Here is a 20532-nt window from a genome sequence, read left to right as displayed (position 1 = left end):
AATTAAGGTATCTTTAACATCGATGGGAAAAAGTATGGGAATCTATAAGGGAAAACTCATGAAAGCTACAAAATTACTCCCCTGCCTGCTCGCCTTCGCAGCCATTCCTGCAATGGCCGCTGCAGCAAATGCAACCCCAAAACGAATTGGCCCCGTAAGCTACTACGGAGCACTTCACACCAGTGGTGGTAAAATCATTGGCGCCAAGAACAACGAAGAAGCCGTGATCCGCGGCATGAGCCTTTTCTGGTCCGACGCTACAGGTATACCCTACTACAACAAGAACGTCATTAGCTGGGCAGCCGAAAACCTGCCCATGGACGTTTTCCGTTTCGCCATGGGTATTAACTATTACGACAGCAATGGCGGTACTAGCAATGCCCTCGACAAGAGTTATTCCTATGCGGGCGCACCCGAAGGATACATGACCACGATCGACCAAATGGTGGAAGCCGCTATCGAAAACGACATCTACATCATTCTCGACTGGCACAGCCACCGCGCCGACAGCGAACAAAGCATCGCCAAGGATTTCTTCAAGAAGATGGCGGAAAAGTACAAAGACGTTCCTAACGTCATTTACGAAATCTTTAACGAACCCGTGAACCAGGGCTGGAACCAGATCCAGAGCTATGCCAATGCCGTTATCCCCGGTATTCGCGACTATACCCAAAACTTGGTGCTCGTAGGTACGCCGAGCTGGTCTCAGATGACCCAGTACGGTGGCGTCAGCGGCACGAACGTGGGCTACGTGCTCCACTTCTATGCAGGCACCCATGGTGTCGGAACCTACGGTGGACGCGCTACCCAGGCCAAGAGCTCCGGTAACGCCGTGTTCATTACCGAATGGGGCACCACCAATGCCGACGGTGCTGGCAGCCCGAGCAGCGGCAGCACCCAGGAATGGATGAGCTTCATGGACCAGAACAACATCAGTAACTGTAACTGGAGTCTGCGCGCTGTCGGTAGCCAATACGCAACCGATGGCAAGCAAGAAACTTCAGCCATATTCGATGGAGGCTCAGACGGAGATTTGAACACTGTCGGCAAGCTCAACAGCGCAAGCTACAGTGCATCCGGTAAGTTGGTTCAGCCGTACCTCGCAAAGCACAAGCGCGATTGGGCTAGCATGCTTGCAAAAACCCTGAAGACCGGTTCCTGCGCCTTTAACGCCACTACGGTTAAGGAATCTGAAACTAGCGTTGCAAGCGCATTCAAGTCCGGTTGTACCTACACCTCCAGCAACGAAGGCGTCGTAACCTCTACTGGCGACGTCAAGAGCGCAGGTTACGTCATCATGACCGCTAACGACGGCTCTCAGTCTGTGGTACAGGTCACTGCAATTCCCAAGCAGACCATCCCGAACTTCCAGGATCTGTCTTGCAACTACAGCGGAACCTGCAGCGTCAACCGTACTGTTGCTTACTCCGACAAGGACAAATCCAGCAAGAAGAAAGAATGGATCTTGACCACCGATACCAAGACACTTGAAGGTTCTACCTTTACTGTTACATCGCTCAATCCCGAAATTGTTGAAGTCAAAAAAGCCTCCTGCGTTTCGGACTACTGCTCTAACACGCAGAGCGGCAAGCAGGTGACCATGTATGAATTCAAGGGCTTTGGCACTGCAAAGATCGTCGGTACCGCTCCGGCAGCTACCGGCTTCGGCGCTCTGAACGACACCATCACGGTGACCTTCACCAAGGCTCCGAACAAGATGACCAACAACTTCAAGAACACCACGCTCGCTTTCGGCGCAAGCGCTCCCAAGTTGGTCCCGGACACCACGATGTACCATACCAAGGTCACCTACACCTTCAACGGCAAGGAATCTTCTCCTTACGTGACCAAGAGTGGCAACGGCCTTACCGCCGGCAACCAGAACGCGATCGTGCGCATTACCGCCAACTCTCCGGAAGCAGACAACTACCTGGAACTCCACCAGAGCATTACGGTGATCGTGGGCGACAGCACTCAGGCCGTCAACAAGGATGAATACTACGCTTCTGAACCGGTCGTCGTTCCGCCGGATACGGGCGTTGGCATCATCAAGACGAAGATGACTCTGCCTCTGCACGCCACTATCGCCAAATCCATGCTGAGCGTAGGCTCTCGCGATGCTGGCGACATCAACGTGGACGTGTTCTCGGTGACGGGCCAGAAGGTTCTCTCCAAGACCATGCGCAACAACGCAACGATGTCTCTCGCCAATATCCCGACCGGTTCCTATCTGATCGTGATTACCCAGGACATCAAGCAGCTGAACGTCAAGTGGAACAAGGCTGAATAATCCGGTTCCCGCGAACTAAAGCGCAATCCATTTTAAACACAGGCTAAACAATTAGCCTGTGTTTTTTTACGCATTCGTTTGTGCGCACCCTATTGCAACGTAATACAATGCATGTACACCGTCCCAGCGCCCCCCCCCCCCAGCGTGCGTTGTCCAAGCGTATATTGCCGACAACCCTATTACGGCCCACGTCAGCCAGCGATTATTGCAGGCGAATGCAGGCGGTTTGCGCAAGGGGTGGGATGGAAGCGACGCGCCGGGAAAGCGGCGTAGCATGGGCCATATAGGGCAAGAACCGCATGTTGACAAGAAGGACGCAGACCTGCGATTACATAAATAAAAGACCCCGCATTACTGCGGGGCCATTAATTAACTCAAGTTAAAGATTACTTCTTCTTGGGCTTGTAGTTGACTTCGGGGCGAAGCTGCAAGCCGATGGTCACGAGGAGCGAGACAATCGGTTCGTGATGGTCTTGCGAGAGGTCGTAAACCGCAACGCCGGCCATGCCTTCGCTCTTAACCTGTTCGGCAACAGCCTTCACAGAAGGAATGCCCATGAACACGATGGTTTCTGCGTCGCTCACAGCCACTTCGGACTTGGAAGAGGCATCGAAGGTCACCTTGTATTCCGGAGAATCAAACTTGCCCATGAGTTCGGCGTAGGACACGTAACCTTCGTTACCGCTACCCGTACCCTGGTGAGAAGTTCCGAGGCCCTTGGCACCGCTCCAGGTCTTGCCGTAAAGGAAGATCACCGGCACGAGCAAGTCACCGTTCACGCCGGCGCCCTTCACTGCGTTCAGGGTTTCTTCGACAGAGGTGGCACTCTGGTTCGGAACCACGGAAGAATTGTCTTCGGTCATCTGGTCGGCCATGAACACGTCCACGTAAGCGAGGCGGTTCAGAGCGTCAGCCTTGTAGGCATCCATGCCGGCAGCCGGATAAATCACGGCGGTCACCGGAGCGCCCGAAAGGCCATCGACCAAGGCGTTCAGCAACTTGGCATAATCTTCGGCATCTTCAGCCGTGAGGTTCTGCCAGTCGACTTCGACGCCGTCGCCGCCATTTGCAGAAAGCCAGCTAGAGACATTCGAAACGAAAGTCGGCAGGAGTTCTTCGGAAGAAGCGATTGCCTTCAGGTTGCCTTCGTTTTCGATACCGCCCACGGAGACGATCAACTTCACGTTATTGTCCTTGGACATCTGCACGAGCGTCTTGAAGTTTTCGGCATCGTTTTCGTCCGCAAAGGCGACCGAGCCGTCTTCACCGGCAGCGAGGCCGACATAATGAATGTCGGTCACAAAGTTATAGCGGATATCCTTCGGATAGAACTGAGAATACTGGCTCCAGTAAGGATAGAATCCAACCACCTTGTCGGCGGCAGCCTGGGCAGTAACCGCAGCTCCAAGAGCAAAAGTCAAAAGAATCGATTTAATGTTCATAATTTCACCTCGCCCTAGTTAATTTCACGGATCTGACCGTTGTCGTCGCAGTAAAGCTTGGTTGCCGGATAAACCTCGGTCTTCACCGGATTTGCCTTTTCAGCCTCGGTACAGGGGCGATAAGCCCAGCCATGAGCCTTACCGAACATGACGTACTGGTAAGAAATGGCGAACGTATCGATGGCAACGCTCTGCAGCATCGTCAAGTCGTCGTCAACACCATAGAAGTTCAACTGGTTCAAAACCTTCATGTGTGCAGCAGAGATTGCACCTTCAGTCGGCACCGGAATGGTGTCCATCTTCAGGGTGTCCGTTTCAGCCTTGGTACCCTTCTTATTGAAAGACATCTTTTCGGTGATTACGATATCCACAGTGTCGGAACATGCGGTCTTGTCGCATTTCTTGTAACCATGAACAGCCGTAATGGTCACGCCGTCTTCCGCATAATCGATCTTACCCGTCACAGCGCCTTTCTTTGCACCAAAGTTGACAATAGTCGTAGTAGGCGCATCGGCGTCGGTAGAGTCGTCAATGGCAAGAGCCAAGGTATCCCTTCTCGTTTCGCTTGCGAAAATGGAATCCTTCGTGCCACCGGCCCAGTCCTTTTCCCAGTCAGCTTCGGTAAAGCCGGCAAGCTGGGTTGTGGTCATGATAGTGTGGAGCATTTCCGTATTTGCGGCATACTTGGCAATGTCAGCTTCCTTCGTAGAATCGAAAACAGCCTGAGTGCCATTTGCCTTGGCGGCATCGCTCAGCTTCGCATTGTAGCTGGCCACAAAATCCTTGATCTGGACACGGACCAATTCAGGGTGCAGCTGAATGTAAGCAGCATCGCTGAAATCTGCGGGGAAGTTTCCAGCCAAGGCCTCTTCGTCGTCCACATCCATAGAGGAGCAGCCGATAAGAGCAGAGGCAACCGCAGCAGAGAATAAAAGCTTAAAATTTTTCATTGCACACCTCTTAGAAGTTCACCGTCACGTCGGCGATGATAACGTTCTTGTCGATAGAAAGTTCTTGATTAGCAGGAGCGCCAGTAGCAAGGTCGATAGTCTGGAACGTCACCTTGTCCGTCAGCAAGCCGTACTGGACAGAAAGGTAGGAGTTCGGAGCGATCTTGACTCGAGGACCAGCCAGGAGCAAGGATTCTTCGGCCTTGTTGATCAAGGCGGAGCCGGACACCGGATAAGCGATGCCGAATTCGCGGGTAGACATCTGGTAGCCAGCCAAGAGAGCGAGAGGACCGACGACATCCACGTTCAAGCCGGCCATGATGCGGTCGCTCTTACGCTGGAAGGCCTTGTCTTCTTCGCTGTGGTCGTAGGAGCCCTGGACCTTGATCTTGCGATCGAGACCGGCAATGCGGCCGACGTCCACGCCGAGGCCTGCGCCATAGCGCGTGTACTTGACTTCTTCAACATCGGAAGCAACCGTCGAAATCATGCCGAAGATTGCATTCAGTTCAACAGCACTGTTCCAGTTGAGGTCGACATTGACATTCAGGCCCTTGCGGTTGGGAGTAGCAACACCCATGGGCAGGGACATGTCGTTTGCCGGATCCATCAGGAACAAGGCCTTGTTCTGTTCGGAAAGTTCGAGACGCTTCAGGACATCGGCATTGTAGCCGTTGCGATAGAAGTGAGCGTTCTTGTAGTTGTTATACAGGCGAGAGTACATGTTGTTGGATTCCGCATCGTCGGTCAAGGCGTTCTTGGAATAAGACGTCATGAGGTTCGTTGCGTTGAGCGGATTGGAATTGTACACGGCCAAGTACATGTTTTCAAGGCTGGCCATGCCGAATTCGTCAACCAAGCTAGTGTAGTTGGCATCCTTGAACAGGGCGTTAGCGTTCAGCACTGTCGTACCGCCACGGTACACCGGGCTAGAAGCCATTTCGCTCCAGAACTTTTCATCGTTCTGCAAGTACATCACCTTGATAGTACCTTCGATACCTGCAACATCCAAGTTCACGAACGGTTCCACATAGAAGGCCATTCCGTCGTCCTTGACAATTTCTTCTTCATGGACTTCTTCCTGCCTGGTGCTTTCGGAAACCTTGATGTAGATGAAGGACGTATCCATCGGGTTCGTGATAGCCGGGTCCGTCTTGCTGTTGTATTCAGTAAGAGCGTATTCCTGTTGCTTGTAGTCCCTGACGTAGTCGCGGTCAACACTCCACCAGCTCATGGCAAGTTCGCCGTTCAAGCCGAAGGAAACCGGAAGATTCGAGAGCAGTTCCTTGGAATCGAAACCGATTTCAGCAGAAACCACTGCGTTGTCTTCGTAGTACACGGTATCGGACTTGTCGATGGCGCGAGAGCGACGGCTCTTTTCGCGGTCGAACACGTCGGTGTAGTTCACGCCCAAGTGAGCGCCAAAGGCATCGGCACCGAGACGCAGACCATAGAAGTAACGGTCAGAGAAATCGAAGTCGAAGAACACCTGGTCATATTTCTTGGCAGTGTTGCGCATACGGGCGCCCGTTGCCTGAGCATGAATGTCGCTGAAGGGGCCGACATTGCCGCTATGGAAGTCGGCGTTCAAGCCCTGCATCAGGCGATTGCTCGTGGTATCGAGGTTACGCATGGCCAAAGCTTCGACACGCTTCTGGGCAAAGATTTCGGGTTCCTGGAGCAGTTTCTGCTGCGGAGTGTACAAGGTATAGGGAGTAAAGCCTACGCGCATGTAACCCAGGTTGAAATCCAGGTGCTTGTTCAAGATAGAGCCATCGTAACTGAACCAGTGGCCAATCACCGGATTGTTGTTTTCGTCAAAAGCGTTCTGCCAATCCTTGTGCAGGCGGAGTTCCAAGTGGATCTGGGTTTCAGAGCTCGGACGTGCCGTGAGCACCAGGTTAGCGTCTGTATAAGCCTGGTTTTCCTGAGTCGGAGAATCATCGCTGAACTGGTCGGACTTGGCCATCGAGGTAAGGCCACCAGCCTTGATGTTTCCGTTGAGTTTAAGTCCCAAAACTGCGGCGTTCAGAGAGTCAAGCTTCTGCAGCAAAGAAGTCTGCTGGGCTTCCACGCTCTCGCCTTCGGCAAAAGCCGTCGCGGCAGAGAAGAGGATTGCGGAAGTAAGACCGAAAGCGGAAATTTTCTTATTGAACATCATACTTACACCCTCCCATTAAAATTCCACGTTAATGGAGGCTTCAAGGAGCATCTGCGAGAATTCATGCTTGAACTTTCCAGTCGCATCCTTCTTTACATCGTAATAATCCGGCAGGTTCGGGGAGCCGCCATCGGCGCCAGCGACAAGGAGGCCGGTATTGTATTCGTTTTCGACATTGATCATGCCGAAGTTCACGGCGAGCCATGCGCTAGGAGCAATGTTGTAGTCGAGGCCGACCATCCACTGCATCTGCGTACCCTTCAGCAAGGGAGCGTTCTGCGTAATCGCATTAGACGTATTCGTGAATTCCGTATTGATCATCTGCACGCCGAGATTCACGCCGAGGCGCGGCAGGTACTGCACGTAGAGGCCGCCGTTGATGAAGTCGGACTTTACTTCGGACTTCAGCTCAGCTGCGCCAACCGCTGCCATGAAATCGGTTTCCAAGGAACGTTCGGAATGCTTGTAAGAACCGGAGATTTCAAGCGGCTTCGTGAAACCGATCATCTTGAAGATGTCGACCTTGGCGCCACCACCGAATTCCATGTAGCTTGCAGCCTTGTAGCTGAACGTCATAACGTTACCCATGTGGTCGTCATTTACAATCGTATTTCCCTTGACCTGGTTGAACATGCTGAACATACCCTGGACTTCGGCAAAGTCCTTGAAATTGCCGGTCAAGGTAGCACGGGCACCCATGCGGTTCGGAGTAGCAAGGCCGTTGGGCAAGGCAAGCTGGAGAGCCGGGTCATAGAGCGTTTCCATCAGAGCGAGCTGGTTACGCGTGAAGACGTTGGTCGTCCAGGAATTCTTGTTGTAGTTAGCAATGCTGTAGCTTTCGACATCGGAACCGGCAAATGCGTTATCGTCGGTACCGAGAGTCGTTGCCACCGGGCTGAACTTCGGGTCGAAATTGTAGAGAGCGTCAAAGGAAGAATACAGCGGAGAGTTCACGCCGAACTTGACCGTCTGACCGTCCTTATCGGAGTTCTGGATGCGCTGGGCAAAGAATCGCGGAGACTGAGCGAGGTTGTTGAACCAGTTGCTGTCGTTCATCACGAAGTCGACACCAAGGCGGGCACCGAAGGTTTCGTTCTTGTAGCCCACGTTCGCATTGACCAAGAGAGCCGTACCGCTCAGGTCTTCGGTATGGAAGCTGTCGAGAGCGACATAAGGCTGTTCGTCTTCGTCCAAGGCGAGACCGACCAGGTTACCCATTTCGTCATACTGGAGAGCGTAAGAAGAGTCGGCCGTATAGACCTTGTCGTTGGACATCGCGAATTCGCCAGTCACATCGAGAATCAGGTTGTTGTTCCCGATAAGCGATGCCACGTCGGCACCCAAGCGACCGCTCACGACCAAAGTCTTCTGCGGGTTGAGTTCGTAGGGGTTGATCGGTTCGCGTTCATACGGGTTCGTGTAGTTATTTTTCGGATGACGGTAAGTGTAGGAATAGCTGTCTTCGTTATCGAAGATGTACATGGGAGTCACACCCACGTAGACATTGCGATCGACAGGCAGGAGTTCGAAATTACCGGCCAAGAGGAACTTGTCCATGTTGGCAGCCTGAGAGGCGCCCCAAACTTGTTCGTTAGGCATGATGTTGCCTTCGGCACCGCCGAGGTCCAAGACCGCGGTACGGTTGATACGGGCGAACAAACCTTCGGCACGGACCTGACCAAGGGCAGAACCGAGATCCTTACGGAACTGGAGGTTGACACCCTGCAGGTTACGCTGGTTGCCTTCGATCATCTGTTCGTGTTCGGCCATGTAACGCTTGCGGGCAAAGATCTGCGGTTCGTACATGATATCGAGGCTCGGCAAGAACAACGTCAGCGGAGAGTACTGCTGGCGGAAATCACCGACGACCCAGTAGAAGGAATCATCCAGATTGCCTTCGACATTGAGCCATGCGACCGAGACGGTCTTTGCGGCAGAAGCGAAGTATTCCTGCATGCCGGCGCCCAGGCGGACCATTGCGTTTGCACGCACGTTTTCCCAGGGGCGGAAACCGAAGTTGATGTCAGCAGTCACGAATTCGTCTTTTTCGACATTCGGCATGTGGTTAAGGCCCGAATAGTCGTTGTCGGTTTCGAACCTGGACGACTGGGCAACCGCGCGAATGGCACCGGTGATTTCAAGACCGCGCTTGGCGTTGATGGAATCTACCTTGCTCTCGAGCAATTCCTGATTTTCTACAGCCGTAGCTGCAGAAGCGGCCATGGAGGCGGCAAGAATGGCGGCAAAAGTCTTTTTCATATTCATAATCTTTTTCATGTTCTGCACCCCCTATTAGAACCAAGCCTTAGCTTCGGCAGAAATGTAGTGGGAATGCCAGTCATTAACCGAAATCGCTTCGTCGGAATGAGTCATCCACTTATAGCGAACGTGCAGACCAGCGCGATCGGCGAAGTCCCAGTCAAAGCCGATACCGATTGCGGTTTCGAGGTAGTTGATCGGGGCCTTTTCGTAGTACAGAGAAGTAAAGCTGTTGATCAGACTAGAGGTCTTGGGAATGTTCGGGGATACTTCCTTGGCCGTATAAGCGTTTTCGGCGCGGAAGGTTTCAAGACCGAGAACACCCACCATGTGGAAGGTCGGGGTCACAGCGACAGACGGTTCAAACTGACCATAGAAGCTCCACATGAGCATGTCCTTCTGGGATTCGCTGTAAGCAATCGGGGCGATCGTCGTAGAGAGACCGGAGATTGCGGCGTAGCCCGTCATCATGATCGTGCGGTCGGTACCGAACCAGCCACCGATATCGTAGCCACCCATGAAGGAGAGGTAAGAAGACCACTTGGTGTGAGACGGAACTTCACCCTTTTCGATCTGTTCGGTGCTTTCGTAGGCAACGAAGGATTCCCAGAGTTCCCAGGTTCCACCATAGAGACCGCCCTGCTGGCGATACTGCTTGATACCCCTGTCGGAACCAACCATGGTACCGGTACGGGCCACGTAAGCAGCGCCATCGGCGTTACCGGAGTCAGCCACGAACAGAGGCTTGTGCTTGGTCCAGGAGTTCGTGGATTCCCACATGTTACGACCGTTCAAGCGGTAGTTGAAGAAAATGACATCCTGACCGTCTTCGATCTGGCGATGCAAACCGTACTGCAAGTCGAAGTAGCCACGGTTGAAGGTCGGTTCCAACTTGAAGTTAAGGCCGGCCATGTTCGGGGTGTAACGGAGAGAACCACCGTTCAGGTAGGCTTCGTCCTTACGCCAGCTGTTGAAGCGGGACGGGTTGCTCAAAGAATACGGAGAGTAGAAATCCTTCGGGAGGAAGATTGCTTCGACCGTCATGGGCCAGCCTTCGACATACTTGGACTGGGCCTTCACGTAAACACCCACCTGCGGGGTATTCATCTTGGATTCGTTAGCATCCGGGAGGTAACCACTACTGACGTTTGCTTCGCTGTAGTTAGCGGCATCGGCAGTCTGGTAGAAGCGGACAGAGTCCGTCATGCTGAGGGCCACATCGGCCATCAAGTAGAGTTTCGGAGTAACGTTACCCTTGACGTCGATAGAAGCGACATGCGTATTGAGGATCGTGGGGCCGACATCGGAGAACTTAATCCACTGGTTACGGAATTCGTCTTCGTAAATGATGTCGTCGTCAAAGATGACGCCCATGTAGTTCACACCGAGAGTCAGGTTGTCCGCGATCTTTTCCTTGGCGATACGGCCGTGGTAGATGGAACCGCGGAAATCGTAAGTACCGGACATTTCAAGTTCGCCAGGCTGGCCACCGTACATGCGCAGACCGTCACGAGTACCGATATCGGCATCGGCCGGCTGGGACACGAGGAACTGGGCCTTCATGTTGAACGGGAGCTGGTAGACGTTGGCAAACACACCACCGAAGCTGCGGTTGGTCCAGAATGCGCGGCCACCTTCCTTAACAGGCTTGAACACCTTTTCCTTATAGTAGGTAGAAACAGTCTTTTCGTCTTCGAACAGTTCGTACTGCCAAGCGAAGCGCGGGTTGGTTTCACGTTCCCACATGGTGAGCGGAGAAGCGTTTGCCCAGATAACACCGCCGGCGGTCACGTAAGCGCCAAAGACGCCTGCGCGGATGTCCACGCCGAAGTTCATTTCTTCGTTCACGGTCGTGGAGTAGAAGTCCGTAGAGTGGTCATACAGAACATGTTCGTCCTTGTTGCCGGGGACCTGAGTCGGGTGCTTGGCAAGGTTGTTGCCATAGAGACCGGAAAGGTCGAACGGGAAGCTCATGTTCGTCCAGAGGGTCATGTAAGAGTTCGGCATGGCCACAATGTTCATGTTGAGCACGGCGTCCACCGAGGTACGGGCCATGTCGTTCTTGGCCCACGGGCTAACATCGGAATAGTGGAAGTTCTTCAAGCGGAAGGCCAGGTAACCGGAAACCGCCATCGGAAGATCGTCCTTACCCATAATGGTCGATTCCATGTTGTTGGCAAGGGTATCAAGACCTTCTTCCACGTTAGCCATCTGCGTCTTGGGATCAAGATGCGAGGAGGCGTTCACGACGAGCGGCTGGTAGGGAGCCTTTTCGGCCGGAGTAGCAAGGTCGCGAGCGGGAGCGGCAGGTTCTTCGGCCACCGGTTCGGGTTCAGCTGCCGGTTCAGGTTCGGCAGCGGCTTCTTCGACAGGTTCTTCTGCCGGAGCTTCTTCGACAGCAGATTCGTCTGCGGCCGGTTCAGATTCGGATGCTTCTGCAACAGATTCTTCGGAGCTTTCTTCAGCAGCGGGTGCGGCTTCTTCTACGGCCGGAGCAGAATCTTCGAATTCTTCGGTAGAAGACACTTCGTCGTCCATCTGGGCCAAGGCCAAAGACGAGCAGCAAAGCAGAGTCGTAAATAGTGTAGGTAATTTGCGCATAAAATCCTCTTAAATCTCGTTGCGGAACGGATAGTTCATCGGACCTTCGTAAGCCTTACCGTGCTTCTTGATCACGATATCGTCAATCCAGACCTTGAAGGACTCGTTTTCGTCTTTACGGACTTCGAGACGGAATCCCTTGAAGTTGCTCCAGCTAAACGGCAACATGACTTCGCGGGTATTCTTGGCATCCCAGTACACACCAGTCGTACCGAACAACTTGAGGGGAATGCTGAAGTGCTTCCATTCCGTAGTGATTTCGCCAAGGCTCTTGGAACGGAGCTTCACCTGCAGGGATTCGCCACCGCTCTTCACGCCATCGTCCACCAACACGAACAAGGCGTTTTCGCCACCCTGGGCACCCTTAATCCAGAATTCAAGGACACCTTCTTCGAAATACGGGGTCAAGTCGACAGAACCGGCAATACAAATAGCCACACCGGAATAGTCGCTTGCGATAAGTTCAATTTCCATGGAAAGGGCGCCTTCCATGGCATACTTGTCCGTAAGTACCGGTTCGGGGTTTTCACGCGGGTACTGGTAGGTATAACCACCTCCACGCGGAATAGCTTCACGCATCACGACGGACACGACATCTTTGTCGGGTCGGAACGGCTTAGCCTGTTTAGTGACAAAACGGGACTGGTCGCGGTCGCGATAGTCGCTAAAACCATAACCAGCAAAAGAGAAAGACGCTAAAAGGAGTACGCCCAAGGCGCACACCCAGCTTGCTTTATGCGGATTTGCTTTCATAATATCTAAAATTCTCCAGATACGGACGGGTACAATATAACTTGTTTTTGAGGGGTTCAGTGACGCGCTTTTGCAAAAAAAAGGTTGAACTGGGACAATTTCTCCCCAAATTTCTTATTTTTCGCTATTTTTCGCGTTTTCGTAAGTAAACACATTATTTTTTGTATAGATTGTCCATTCTGTAAAAAAAGTGTAATTTTCTTTTACAAGCTAGACATTACCTACTATAGAGGTTTTTATGAAATTTCCGTACTCCTATTCGTTAGCTCTTGCGCTCGCAGGCAGCATCCTATTTTCCGCCTGTTCTAGCGAAAGTAGCCACAAAGCCGTGGAGCCAACTCCAGAGGAAGAAACCCAGGTAATCGCCGTTGACTATTCCAAAGGCCGCGCCATGAACAAGCGTCTAGGCAAGGGCATGAACCTGGGGAACTCTTGGGATTCTCAGGGCAACTCCCTGGATTGCAGCTGGGGCAACTGCATCGAAGATTCCGATTTCGCCGTAATCAAGGCGACGGGCTTCAACTCCATCCGTCTCCCGGTTCGTTGGCAGCAGAATTCCGACTATAGCACCCATACGGTCGACCCCGAACGTCTCGCCGGCGTAAAGGAAGATATCCAGCTCGCCTTGGCGCAGGGCCTCGCCGTCGTCGTGAACTTCCACCACTATGTGGAATTGAACAATGCCGGCAACAAGTTCAGCACCGATCCGGAAACCTACAACGCCGAAAAGGAACATTTCTTGCATTTGTGGGCACAGGTCGCTGCCGAATTGGACGCCATCGCTCCGGACTCAATGCTCGTTTTTGAAATCCTGAACGAACCCACCATCGCAAACCCGCAATTGGTGGACGAGCTCCTGAACGATGCATACAAAGTAATTCGCGCAACGGCACCCGGCAAGACGATTATGTTCGAATCTTACCACGCCGCCAAATTCGCCGACTTGAACATTCTTCACTTGCCGCAAGACGGAAACATCATTTATTCCGGCCATTACTACGAACCCTTCGGCTACAGCCACCAGGGACACAGCTACGCTTGCAAGGGCGACGCCGCCTACGCCAACAGCGCCATGTACGACCTTCAGGCTTATGTCAAGCAGGCTACAACACTTTATCCGGACGTAAATGGCGGACACATCCCGATGAACATGGGTGAGTTCGGAATCTCGGGCGGTGGCGACTTTGCAAACTCCAGGGAATGCGACGCCGACGGCGTTCTCCCGTCTGCAAGAATGAAGGCCCAGTGGGCAGAAACGTCGATTCAGGTTGCCGAAAGCCTTGACATCTCTTGGCACTACTGGGGCTTTACAAAGGTCGGCGGATTCGAAGCCTACGACCGAAATGAAGCCACCTGGTACGAAGGCTTCCCCGCTGCATTCGGACTGTAAGAGGCTAATTTATGTGAGCCGAAAGCGACTCATCTTAATGAGTCGTGTCGGCGAGAGGACTGGCTCCAGAATAAGGACTCTGTAGAATTTAGCCAGTCCGGTCTTATATTCTACGGGCGCACCAGCGTGCCGCCCCAATGTTCGTCGAAAAAGGCTTGGAACAAAGGTTCCGGGCCTTTTTTCAATTCCTCGATTACCTCGACCACGGGGCGCCCGCTACGGTAAAGTTCGCGGTAGGCACGCTGCAAGTTCTGAACGCGTTCTTCGGAAAAATCTTCGGGATGCAGGCGCAGGGCATGCAGGTTCAGGGCGCCGTAGCGGATGGGGTTGCCCGATGCCTTGGTGCATGGGGGAACGTCGCGGTCCACCTTGTGGGTGCCCCCCACGAAAGCGTAGGCGCCGACCTGATTGCGTTGCTGGATGGCGGTAACGCCACCGATGGTCGCATATTCGCCGATGCGCACGTGGCCACCCAACTGGCAGCTGTTTGCGATGACGACCCCTGTTCGGATATCGCAGTCATGGGCGATATGCGAGTAGGCCATAACCAAGACATGGTCTGCGACGCGCGTGCAACCGCCGCCCTGGACCGTGCCGCGGTTGAGCGTGCAATATTCGCGAATGGTGCAATTTTCGCCAATTTCGAGTCGGGTCGGCTCGCCCGCGTATTTTAAATCTTGCGGAGGGCCACCCAAAATGGCGCCGTCGTACACATGCGTGTTTTTTCCGACCGAGACCCCGCCGTAAACATGTACGCGGGATTCCAAAATGACACCTTCGGCAATTTCGGCGCCGGCATCGACCAAGCACCAGGGGCCAATAACGGCCGATTCATGGACTTTTGCTTGCGGGCTTACAAATGCAGAAGGATGGATCATAGGCATTTTTCGTGGCTTCGCCACAATTGGCAGAACTTAGTAGGCAGAACTTAGAAATTTTTAATTCAACTAAGCTCTAAGCTCTAAGTTCTAAGTTCTGTTTTTTCTACATTTTCCCGCATGGGTGGTATCATCATTGCATGCTTGACAGCACTGTACGTAATCCTGTTCCTGTTTTTTATAATAGGAGTGATTCGCACGCACCGTTATAGAGGTCCCAAGGCCACCCCGAGCGTTACCGTAGTCGTACCCATGCGCAACGAAGAAGAATTCGCGCAACGCACGCTCGAAGCCCTCGCAGAGCAAGACTACATCGGCGAATGGGAAGTGATTTGTGTCGATGACCGTTCGACCGACTCTACCAAGGAAATCCTGGAAAAGTTTGCGGCCACCCACCCGAAATTCAGGGTACTTTCGCTGCCGCAGGACTTGCCGGTTATCGCAAGCCCCAAGAAGCGCGCCCTCGAAAGCGCCTTCAAGATCGCAAAGTACGAAGTCCTTTTGACCATGGATGCCGACTGCATTCCGCGCAAAAGCTGGATTACCGCCATGGCGGGCCGCTTTAACGACGGCATTTGCATTGTGCAAGGCCCTAAGCAGAATAACGGTAGCCGCACGATGCCGCACCTGTACCAGAAACTGGAAACCCTGGGCTACACCGCCATGGAAGCCGCCGGCTTTAGCTGGGGACACCCGATTGTAGCATCTGCCGCATGCCTCGCCTACAAAAAAGACCTGTTCTTTGCCGTGGGCGGTTTTGGCGACCTGGTGAACCTTTCGAGTGGCGATGACGACATGCTCATCCACAAGATGATGAAAATCCCGGGCACCAAGGTCTGCTACAATCTGGACAAGGACGCCGTGATTGAAACCGCTCCGGTGCATACCTGGAAACAGCTCTTTAACCAGCGCGCCCGCTGGAGCAGCAACGGCACCAACTACGAAAGCAAGGCATACATCCTGATGCTCACGCTGATTTACACCTACTACATCTGGATGTTCATTAGCCCGTGGTGCGTCCTCTTTTTGGATTGTCCGTGGCAATGGTGCGTATTCAGCATCGCTCCGAAAATTCTCGTGGATTTCGTATTCCTGATGATCGCTTCCTGGAAATTGCATGCCAAGCGCAAGATGCTTGCATTCTTGCCCACCGAAATCATTCAAGTTCCGATGATCGTATTTGCCGTGCCCGCAGGCATCACCGGAATGTTCCGCTGGAAATAATTACGACAGGCGGGATTTCGCCCAAGCCACGGCTTCGTCAGCATTCTTGATTTCGCCATCGAGCTGGAGTTCGAAACTCGCCTTGATGACTTCGCCCATCTGCTTGCCGGGTTTTACGCCCAAGTCCATCAGCATCTTGCCCGTAAGGTAAGGCTGCGGGGCTTCTTCGATCAAGTCCAGTTCGCTTGCCGCATTCCAAAGCTTGTCGGCAAAGCATTCGCCATCGGCCGTAGAGCCCGCATAGAATTCGCAGGGAGTACATTTTACGAGCAAGCCGAGCAATTTTAAGCCACCCAGTTTTACCGCGAGGCGGCGAAGTGCCGGAGCATCGTTTACAATAGCCGCATCCAGCTCTTGGTATGCCTTCAAAAGCGGAGGCACAATCTTGAGCAAGTGTGTTTCATTCGTAATGCGTTCCAGGAACTTGAGCGAGGTTTCTGCGCTGTCACTCAAAAAGGCCGCAAAGGCAAATTCCATCGCCTGAGCTTCGGGCAAGGTATCGCGCAAGGGAACCATGTTGTCGAGAATCGTTCCGAGAGTTTCCCAGGAATTCTTGAACGGATGAATCTCAGGAAAATATTCGTTGAGCTTGATGTCTAAAAAAGCCTTGAGACCGAGCGAAGGCTTGCCCGGTTTTAAAAGCCACTTCTTGAATTCTTCGAACAGACGTTCCACGCTCAAGTCATCGAGCGAAAGCGTGCGGCATAATTCTACCGTAGAGGGAGCGAGCGTGCAACCGAAACGGCTAGCGAACTGCACCCCGCGCAGAATGCGCAGGGAATCTTCGGCAAAAGCGGGGCCCACATGACGCAAGGTATGCGATTTCAAGTCGTCAATACCGCCATAGGGGTCGCAGAGCGTGAGTTCCGGCAGTTCCATGCCCATGGCATTGATGGTAAAGTCGCGACGGAGGGCGGCCTCCTTGAAGCTCAGTTTTTCATCGGTATGCACCACGAAACCGCGATGGCCATAGCCCACTTTGCTTTCGGTACGCGGGAACGAAAAATCAAGCGACAGGCCTTTCATGGCGAGGTGAATCACGCCGAAAGCCTTGCCTACCAAATTGGTGCGGCCATACTTTGAAAGAATTGGAACAAGGGCGTCTTGCGCCATGTCGTAGACTTCGACATCGTAGTCGCGGCAAGACTTGCCTAAAAGCGCATCGCGGACCCAGCCGCCCACCAAGAAGGCGCGCCCACCCGCTTCACGGATATCACCAGCAATCTTGAGCAAGCGTCCGGGCAAATCCGGTTCAAACCACTCGCCTGCAAGTGTCTGCAACTTTGCCATCTAGAAAGACCGCCTTATTGGAAACGGCCGGCATCTGCAGCAGAAGTGTCCGGTTCCGGATTTTCAGCAGCCCCTTCGGCAGACTTGTAGCGGTCATAAATACTGGAGGTCTTTACCTCCGACGAATCATGAAGCGCCTTGGTCACAGACACCTCGCCATCGTTACCGGCCTTCGTCGAATCAACCAACTTGGACTTTGTCGTATCCGATGCGGCAAAGCGATCATAAATGCTCTTGCGGGTGGCAGCCCCTTCGGCCTTCTTTAGCGCTTCTTCTTCGCGGCACACGCGCAATTCTTCTTCGGCATAAGCGCGCTGGTCAGGCGAATAGGTCATGGTGTTTAAGCGGTATTCCATTTCTTCGCACACCAGTCCCTGGCGCTCACCCGCGCAACTCACCAGCAGCATGGCAAAGCCCAAAAACAACCATACAGCAATACGATTCATAAAAACCTCTGCACCCATTAATGGGCAATAATAAACTTGCCCTTCTTGACCTTGGAGCCCTTCTTTACGACATAGTAGTAGACACCCGGTACCACCAACTTGCCAGAATCTTCACGGCCGTTCCATTCCACCTTGCCGCCCAAAACATCTTCGTTGCGGAAATACTTGATCAAGGCGCCACCACGGTTATAGATACTTACCGTAGACTTTTCGGCAATGCCATCGATTGTGAGGAAGGCTTGAGTCTTGGGCCTAAACGGAACCGGATAAGCATGGACCTTTACCTCGGCGGAATCGGTCATATTCTTGTGGGCATCCTTAAGATCGTTACGACGGTAGTAGCTCACGCCCTTTTCGTGTGCAAACCAGACTGCACCCACAACCGGGTCAATGGCGAGGTCAGCGACGTTGTTGTCAAGCAAGCCGTCTTTCGTGGTAAAGTGCAAAATCTTCAACGTATCGGGAGAGCCGTTCTTGGGCGACAGACGATACACGCCCTGGTTCGTTGTTCCGACCCACAGGTTGCCGTGACTATCGACATCGATCGATGTGAATTCAGCACCGAGCATACCATTTGTCGAAGCCGGCGTCATGAGCGTATCCGCTTCTTCGTCCAGATAGGCAAGCGACGACATCGAGACCAGCCACAGTCTGTCACCCACGGGGTCGTACACCATGTCGACCGGGGCGGGGTTCATGCCGCCATAATATTTGACTTGGCCATTAACAAGTTCGCCACCATTGGCTTTCGGCGAGGGGAACGTGATTACGTCGAGGCCGCCTTCGCTTGCAAGGGCCGTACCATTCTTGTTAGCGACATACACAACCCATTTGCCGTCCTCGTTGATTTTAGAATGCATCACACCAGGTATCGGGTTAGAGCCAATTCCGTTTGCACAATGGACTTCGCCGTCTTTGGTAAAGTAGACAACACCGTAATTGGGATTGTTACCCGTTGAAGACAAGAAGCCCGAATTGTCGGGAGCCGCAATGGTTGCAACAGAGATGGCGTAATTGGGAAGGTACTTGTCAAAGCAATGGTTGTCTTCGGCTTTGAAATCATATTCAAGATGGGCGCCCCACTTTGAATACATCAAATACACAAATCCCCAAATATGGTAGAACATGTGGCCATCGGGCAAATAAGACAAAGTCTTCATTCTAGCAGAATAACCATTTGCACCGTTTGCCAAAGTCGAATAAGCGTAATGAGGCTCGCCCCAGCCACCGATGCTACCATAGCTCAACTTGCCATCGACAGACATCGCCAAGACGCCACCTTCGGGAGTCGCCTTTATTTCGTACACTTCGCCAGGGGTATATCCATTGAATCCGGTAAGATCCGTTACTGTCTTTTCGCCAATCTTGTTAAAGAAGACATATTCGGAACCGACGAGATATGTTCCGTCTGCCGTTTTAACCTGCCACTTGACCTTGCTAGAGCCATCGTCATGATAAAGTTGCTCATCGGTCAAAACTTCTGAGTCCACCTTCACCTGCTTAACTGGTTCGTCAAAGCCTTCTACAGTAGTGCCTGCCGGAATAAGGGACCACGAATTCGGATCGCTCAGGCGCTTGTCAGTAGCCAAGTTCGCCCAATCCATTTTGCGGACATAGGTTTCCTTGTCCATTTTGGCGTACAAGGAATCGCCGCGAATCAAAAGCTCGCGAACCGGAGTGATGGAGAGGGACCTTGAGCCAATACGCTCGATAGTCAACAAAGAACGGCCTTGCAAGGCATCGAAGAACGCAAGACGGTCTTCGAAAGCGATTGTCATGATTTGGCCGCTCATGACTGCGCCATGGGGCACCGCACGGACATTGTTCTTGACATAGGAGCGGTTGATGACGCGCCAAGGAATACTACCATCGGCAAACACAGCTATAAGGCCGTATTCCGAAACCGCATAGACCGCATTGTTCGAAGAAACAACAGAATAGAACCTGGATGTTTCTAGGCCATGTTCCGAATGATACACGACATTTTCGTAAATGGAACGGAAACGCAGGCCGCCATCGGTCGCCAAAAGAACACCGTTAGCAAAAGGTGTCACATCATGTATCGGGAACGGATCCGAGAACGCCCCCCATTTATCGTAGGCGCCCACATAAGCTGACCAAAGCAGCAAACAAAAAACTAGAGATTTGAACTTCACTCCCTAAAATTACGAAAATTCACTCGCCCGCGTTAGCAAATCGTCCAAATTCATGCAAGAACTTTCATTATTTTTATACTTGGACATATATCCATTCTTCTTTCTTCGCATCTTCTTGATTGCATCGGTTTTTCTTTTTTGGAACGTACTGCGGTTCACGCCACAATACAGGCACGCCTCGGAAGCCCGGATTTCGCCGATATAGGAATATTCCACAGCCATTTTCTCGGCAGAGGTAAGGTCTTCCATCAAGCGGTCTAATTCCCGACGGATGACGCGCCTGCGGCGTTGTTCATAAACTTCGCGGGCAATAGCGCCCGTTCCCGAAGCATCGTAGGCAATAAAATTGTCAGACAGCTGCGAAAACGGGGTTACCGGGAGCAATCTCCTGTTCATGTCATGAAAAGCGTTATGGATGACAGCCCGAAACCACGGAGTCATCGGCTTATTCAAGTCCAAAGTATACGCTGACCGGCATAAACGGAGCGCAACCTCTTGAAAAAGGTCTTTTGCGCCATCGGGGTCGCTACTCTGAAACTGACATAGTTTGTAAATTTGTGAAGCGTTCTTACGCCACACCTTTTCAACCCATTTGGGAGGTTCTTCTGTTAAAATTCTGGATTTAGCCATAAGCCTATCGGAATTTTGACAGCGAACTTTCAGTTGCGATAAAATTTATGAAAATAAAAGCG

The 20532-nt window shown here is 52.6% G+C and carries 14 protein-coding genes; 3 read left to right on the top strand and 11 right to left on the bottom strand.

All coding sequences use genetic code 11. The annotated features are described in order from the left end of the window. Positions 1-58 precede the first annotated feature (58 nt). Complete coding sequence (locus tag B7989_RS10730) at positions 59-2290, top strand: cellulase family glycosylhydrolase (RefSeq protein ID WP_088628546.1); 2232 nt, start codon at positions 59-61, stop codon at positions 2288-2290. Positions 2291-2676: 386 nt separating this feature from the next. On the opposite strand, the gene B7989_RS10725 is transcribed toward B7989_RS10730, so the two are convergent. The 6 genes from B7989_RS10725 to B7989_RS10700 are packed head-to-tail and all read right to left on the bottom strand — an operon-like array spanning position 2677 to position 12456. Then, positions 2677-3732 carry a glycoside hydrolase family 18 protein gene (locus B7989_RS10725; protein ID WP_088628483.1) on the bottom strand — a complete coding sequence of 352 codons (1056 nt, stop codon included), beginning with the start codon at positions 3730-3732 and terminating at the stop codon, positions 2677-2679. A gap of 14 nt (positions 3733-3746) precedes the next feature. Next, the gene (locus tag B7989_RS10720) at positions 3747-4682 is read right to left on the bottom strand and encodes a hypothetical protein (RefSeq protein ID WP_088628482.1); all 936 of its coding nucleotides are present in this window, start codon (positions 4680-4682) and stop codon (positions 3747-3749) included. 10 nt (positions 4683-4692) lie between these two features. Then, on the bottom strand, positions 4693-6843 hold the full coding sequence (locus B7989_RS10715) for a hypothetical protein (protein WP_088628481.1): 2151 nt from the start codon (positions 6841-6843) through the stop codon (positions 4693-4695). Between the two features lie 15 nt (positions 6844-6858). Next, positions 6859-9120, bottom strand: coding sequence for a hypothetical protein (locus B7989_RS10710; RefSeq protein ID WP_233144372.1), 2262 nt, complete (start codon positions 9118-9120; stop codon positions 6859-6861). 15 nt (positions 9121-9135) lie between these two features. Further along, a complete protein-coding gene (locus B7989_RS10705; protein WP_233144371.1) occupies positions 9136-11703 on the bottom strand; it encodes a hypothetical protein in 2568 nt (855 codons plus the stop codon). A gap of 9 nt (positions 11704-11712) precedes the next feature. Continuing rightward, positions 11713-12456: a carbohydrate binding domain-containing protein gene (locus B7989_RS10700; RefSeq protein ID WP_073319062.1), complete on the bottom strand. Its 744-nt coding sequence runs from the start codon at positions 12454-12456 to the stop codon at positions 11713-11715. 238 nt (positions 12457-12694) lie between these two features. Here B7989_RS10700 and B7989_RS10695 point away from each other — a divergent pair, with 238 nt between their 5' ends. Further along, positions 12695-13846 (top strand): glycoside hydrolase family 5 protein, encoded by a 1152-nt coding sequence (locus B7989_RS10695; protein WP_088628480.1) that lies wholly within the window; start codon positions 12695-12697, stop codon positions 13844-13846. A gap of 110 nt (positions 13847-13956) precedes the next feature. Here the strand turns inward: B7989_RS10695 and lpxA are convergent, their stop codons facing one another. Beyond that, positions 13957-14730, bottom strand: a complete 774-nt coding sequence (gene lpxA / locus B7989_RS10690; protein WP_233144370.1) for an acyl-ACP--UDP-N-acetylglucosamine O-acyltransferase — start codon at positions 14728-14730, stop codon at positions 13957-13959. A gap of 114 nt (positions 14731-14844) precedes the next feature. On the opposite strand from lpxA, the gene B7989_RS10685 reads away from it, so the two are divergent. After that, positions 14845-15948, top strand: a complete 1104-nt coding sequence (locus B7989_RS10685; RefSeq protein ID WP_088628478.1) for a glycosyltransferase — start codon at positions 14845-14847, stop codon at positions 15946-15948. On the opposite strand, the gene B7989_RS10680 is transcribed toward B7989_RS10685, so the two are convergent. The 4 genes from B7989_RS10680 to B7989_RS10665 are packed head-to-tail and all read right to left on the bottom strand — an operon-like array spanning position 15949 to position 20470. Continuing rightward, positions 15949-17238, bottom strand: coding sequence for a CCA tRNA nucleotidyltransferase (locus tag B7989_RS10680; RefSeq protein ID WP_088628477.1), 1290 nt, complete (start codon positions 17236-17238; stop codon positions 15949-15951). 14 nt (positions 17239-17252) lie between these two features. Beyond that, a complete protein-coding gene (locus tag B7989_RS10675; protein ID WP_233144369.1) occupies positions 17253-17684 on the bottom strand; it encodes a hypothetical protein in 432 nt (143 codons plus the stop codon). Between the two features lie 17 nt (positions 17685-17701). After that, positions 17702-19813 carry a hypothetical protein gene (locus B7989_RS10670; RefSeq protein ID WP_144265032.1) on the bottom strand — a complete coding sequence of 704 codons (2112 nt, stop codon included), beginning with the start codon at positions 19811-19813 and terminating at the stop codon, positions 17702-17704. 36 nt (positions 19814-19849) lie between these two features. Beyond that, on the bottom strand, positions 19850-20470 hold the full coding sequence (locus B7989_RS10665) for an RNA polymerase sigma factor (RefSeq protein ID WP_088628474.1): 621 nt from the start codon (positions 20468-20470) through the stop codon (positions 19850-19852). Between the last annotated feature and the right edge of the window lie 62 nt (positions 20471-20532).

The organism is Fibrobacter sp. UWB5, assembly GCF_002210295.1.
GTDB lineage: Bacteria > Fibrobacterota > Fibrobacteria > Fibrobacterales > Fibrobacteraceae > Fibrobacter.
This window is presented reverse-complemented; position numbering and strand designations above follow the sequence as displayed.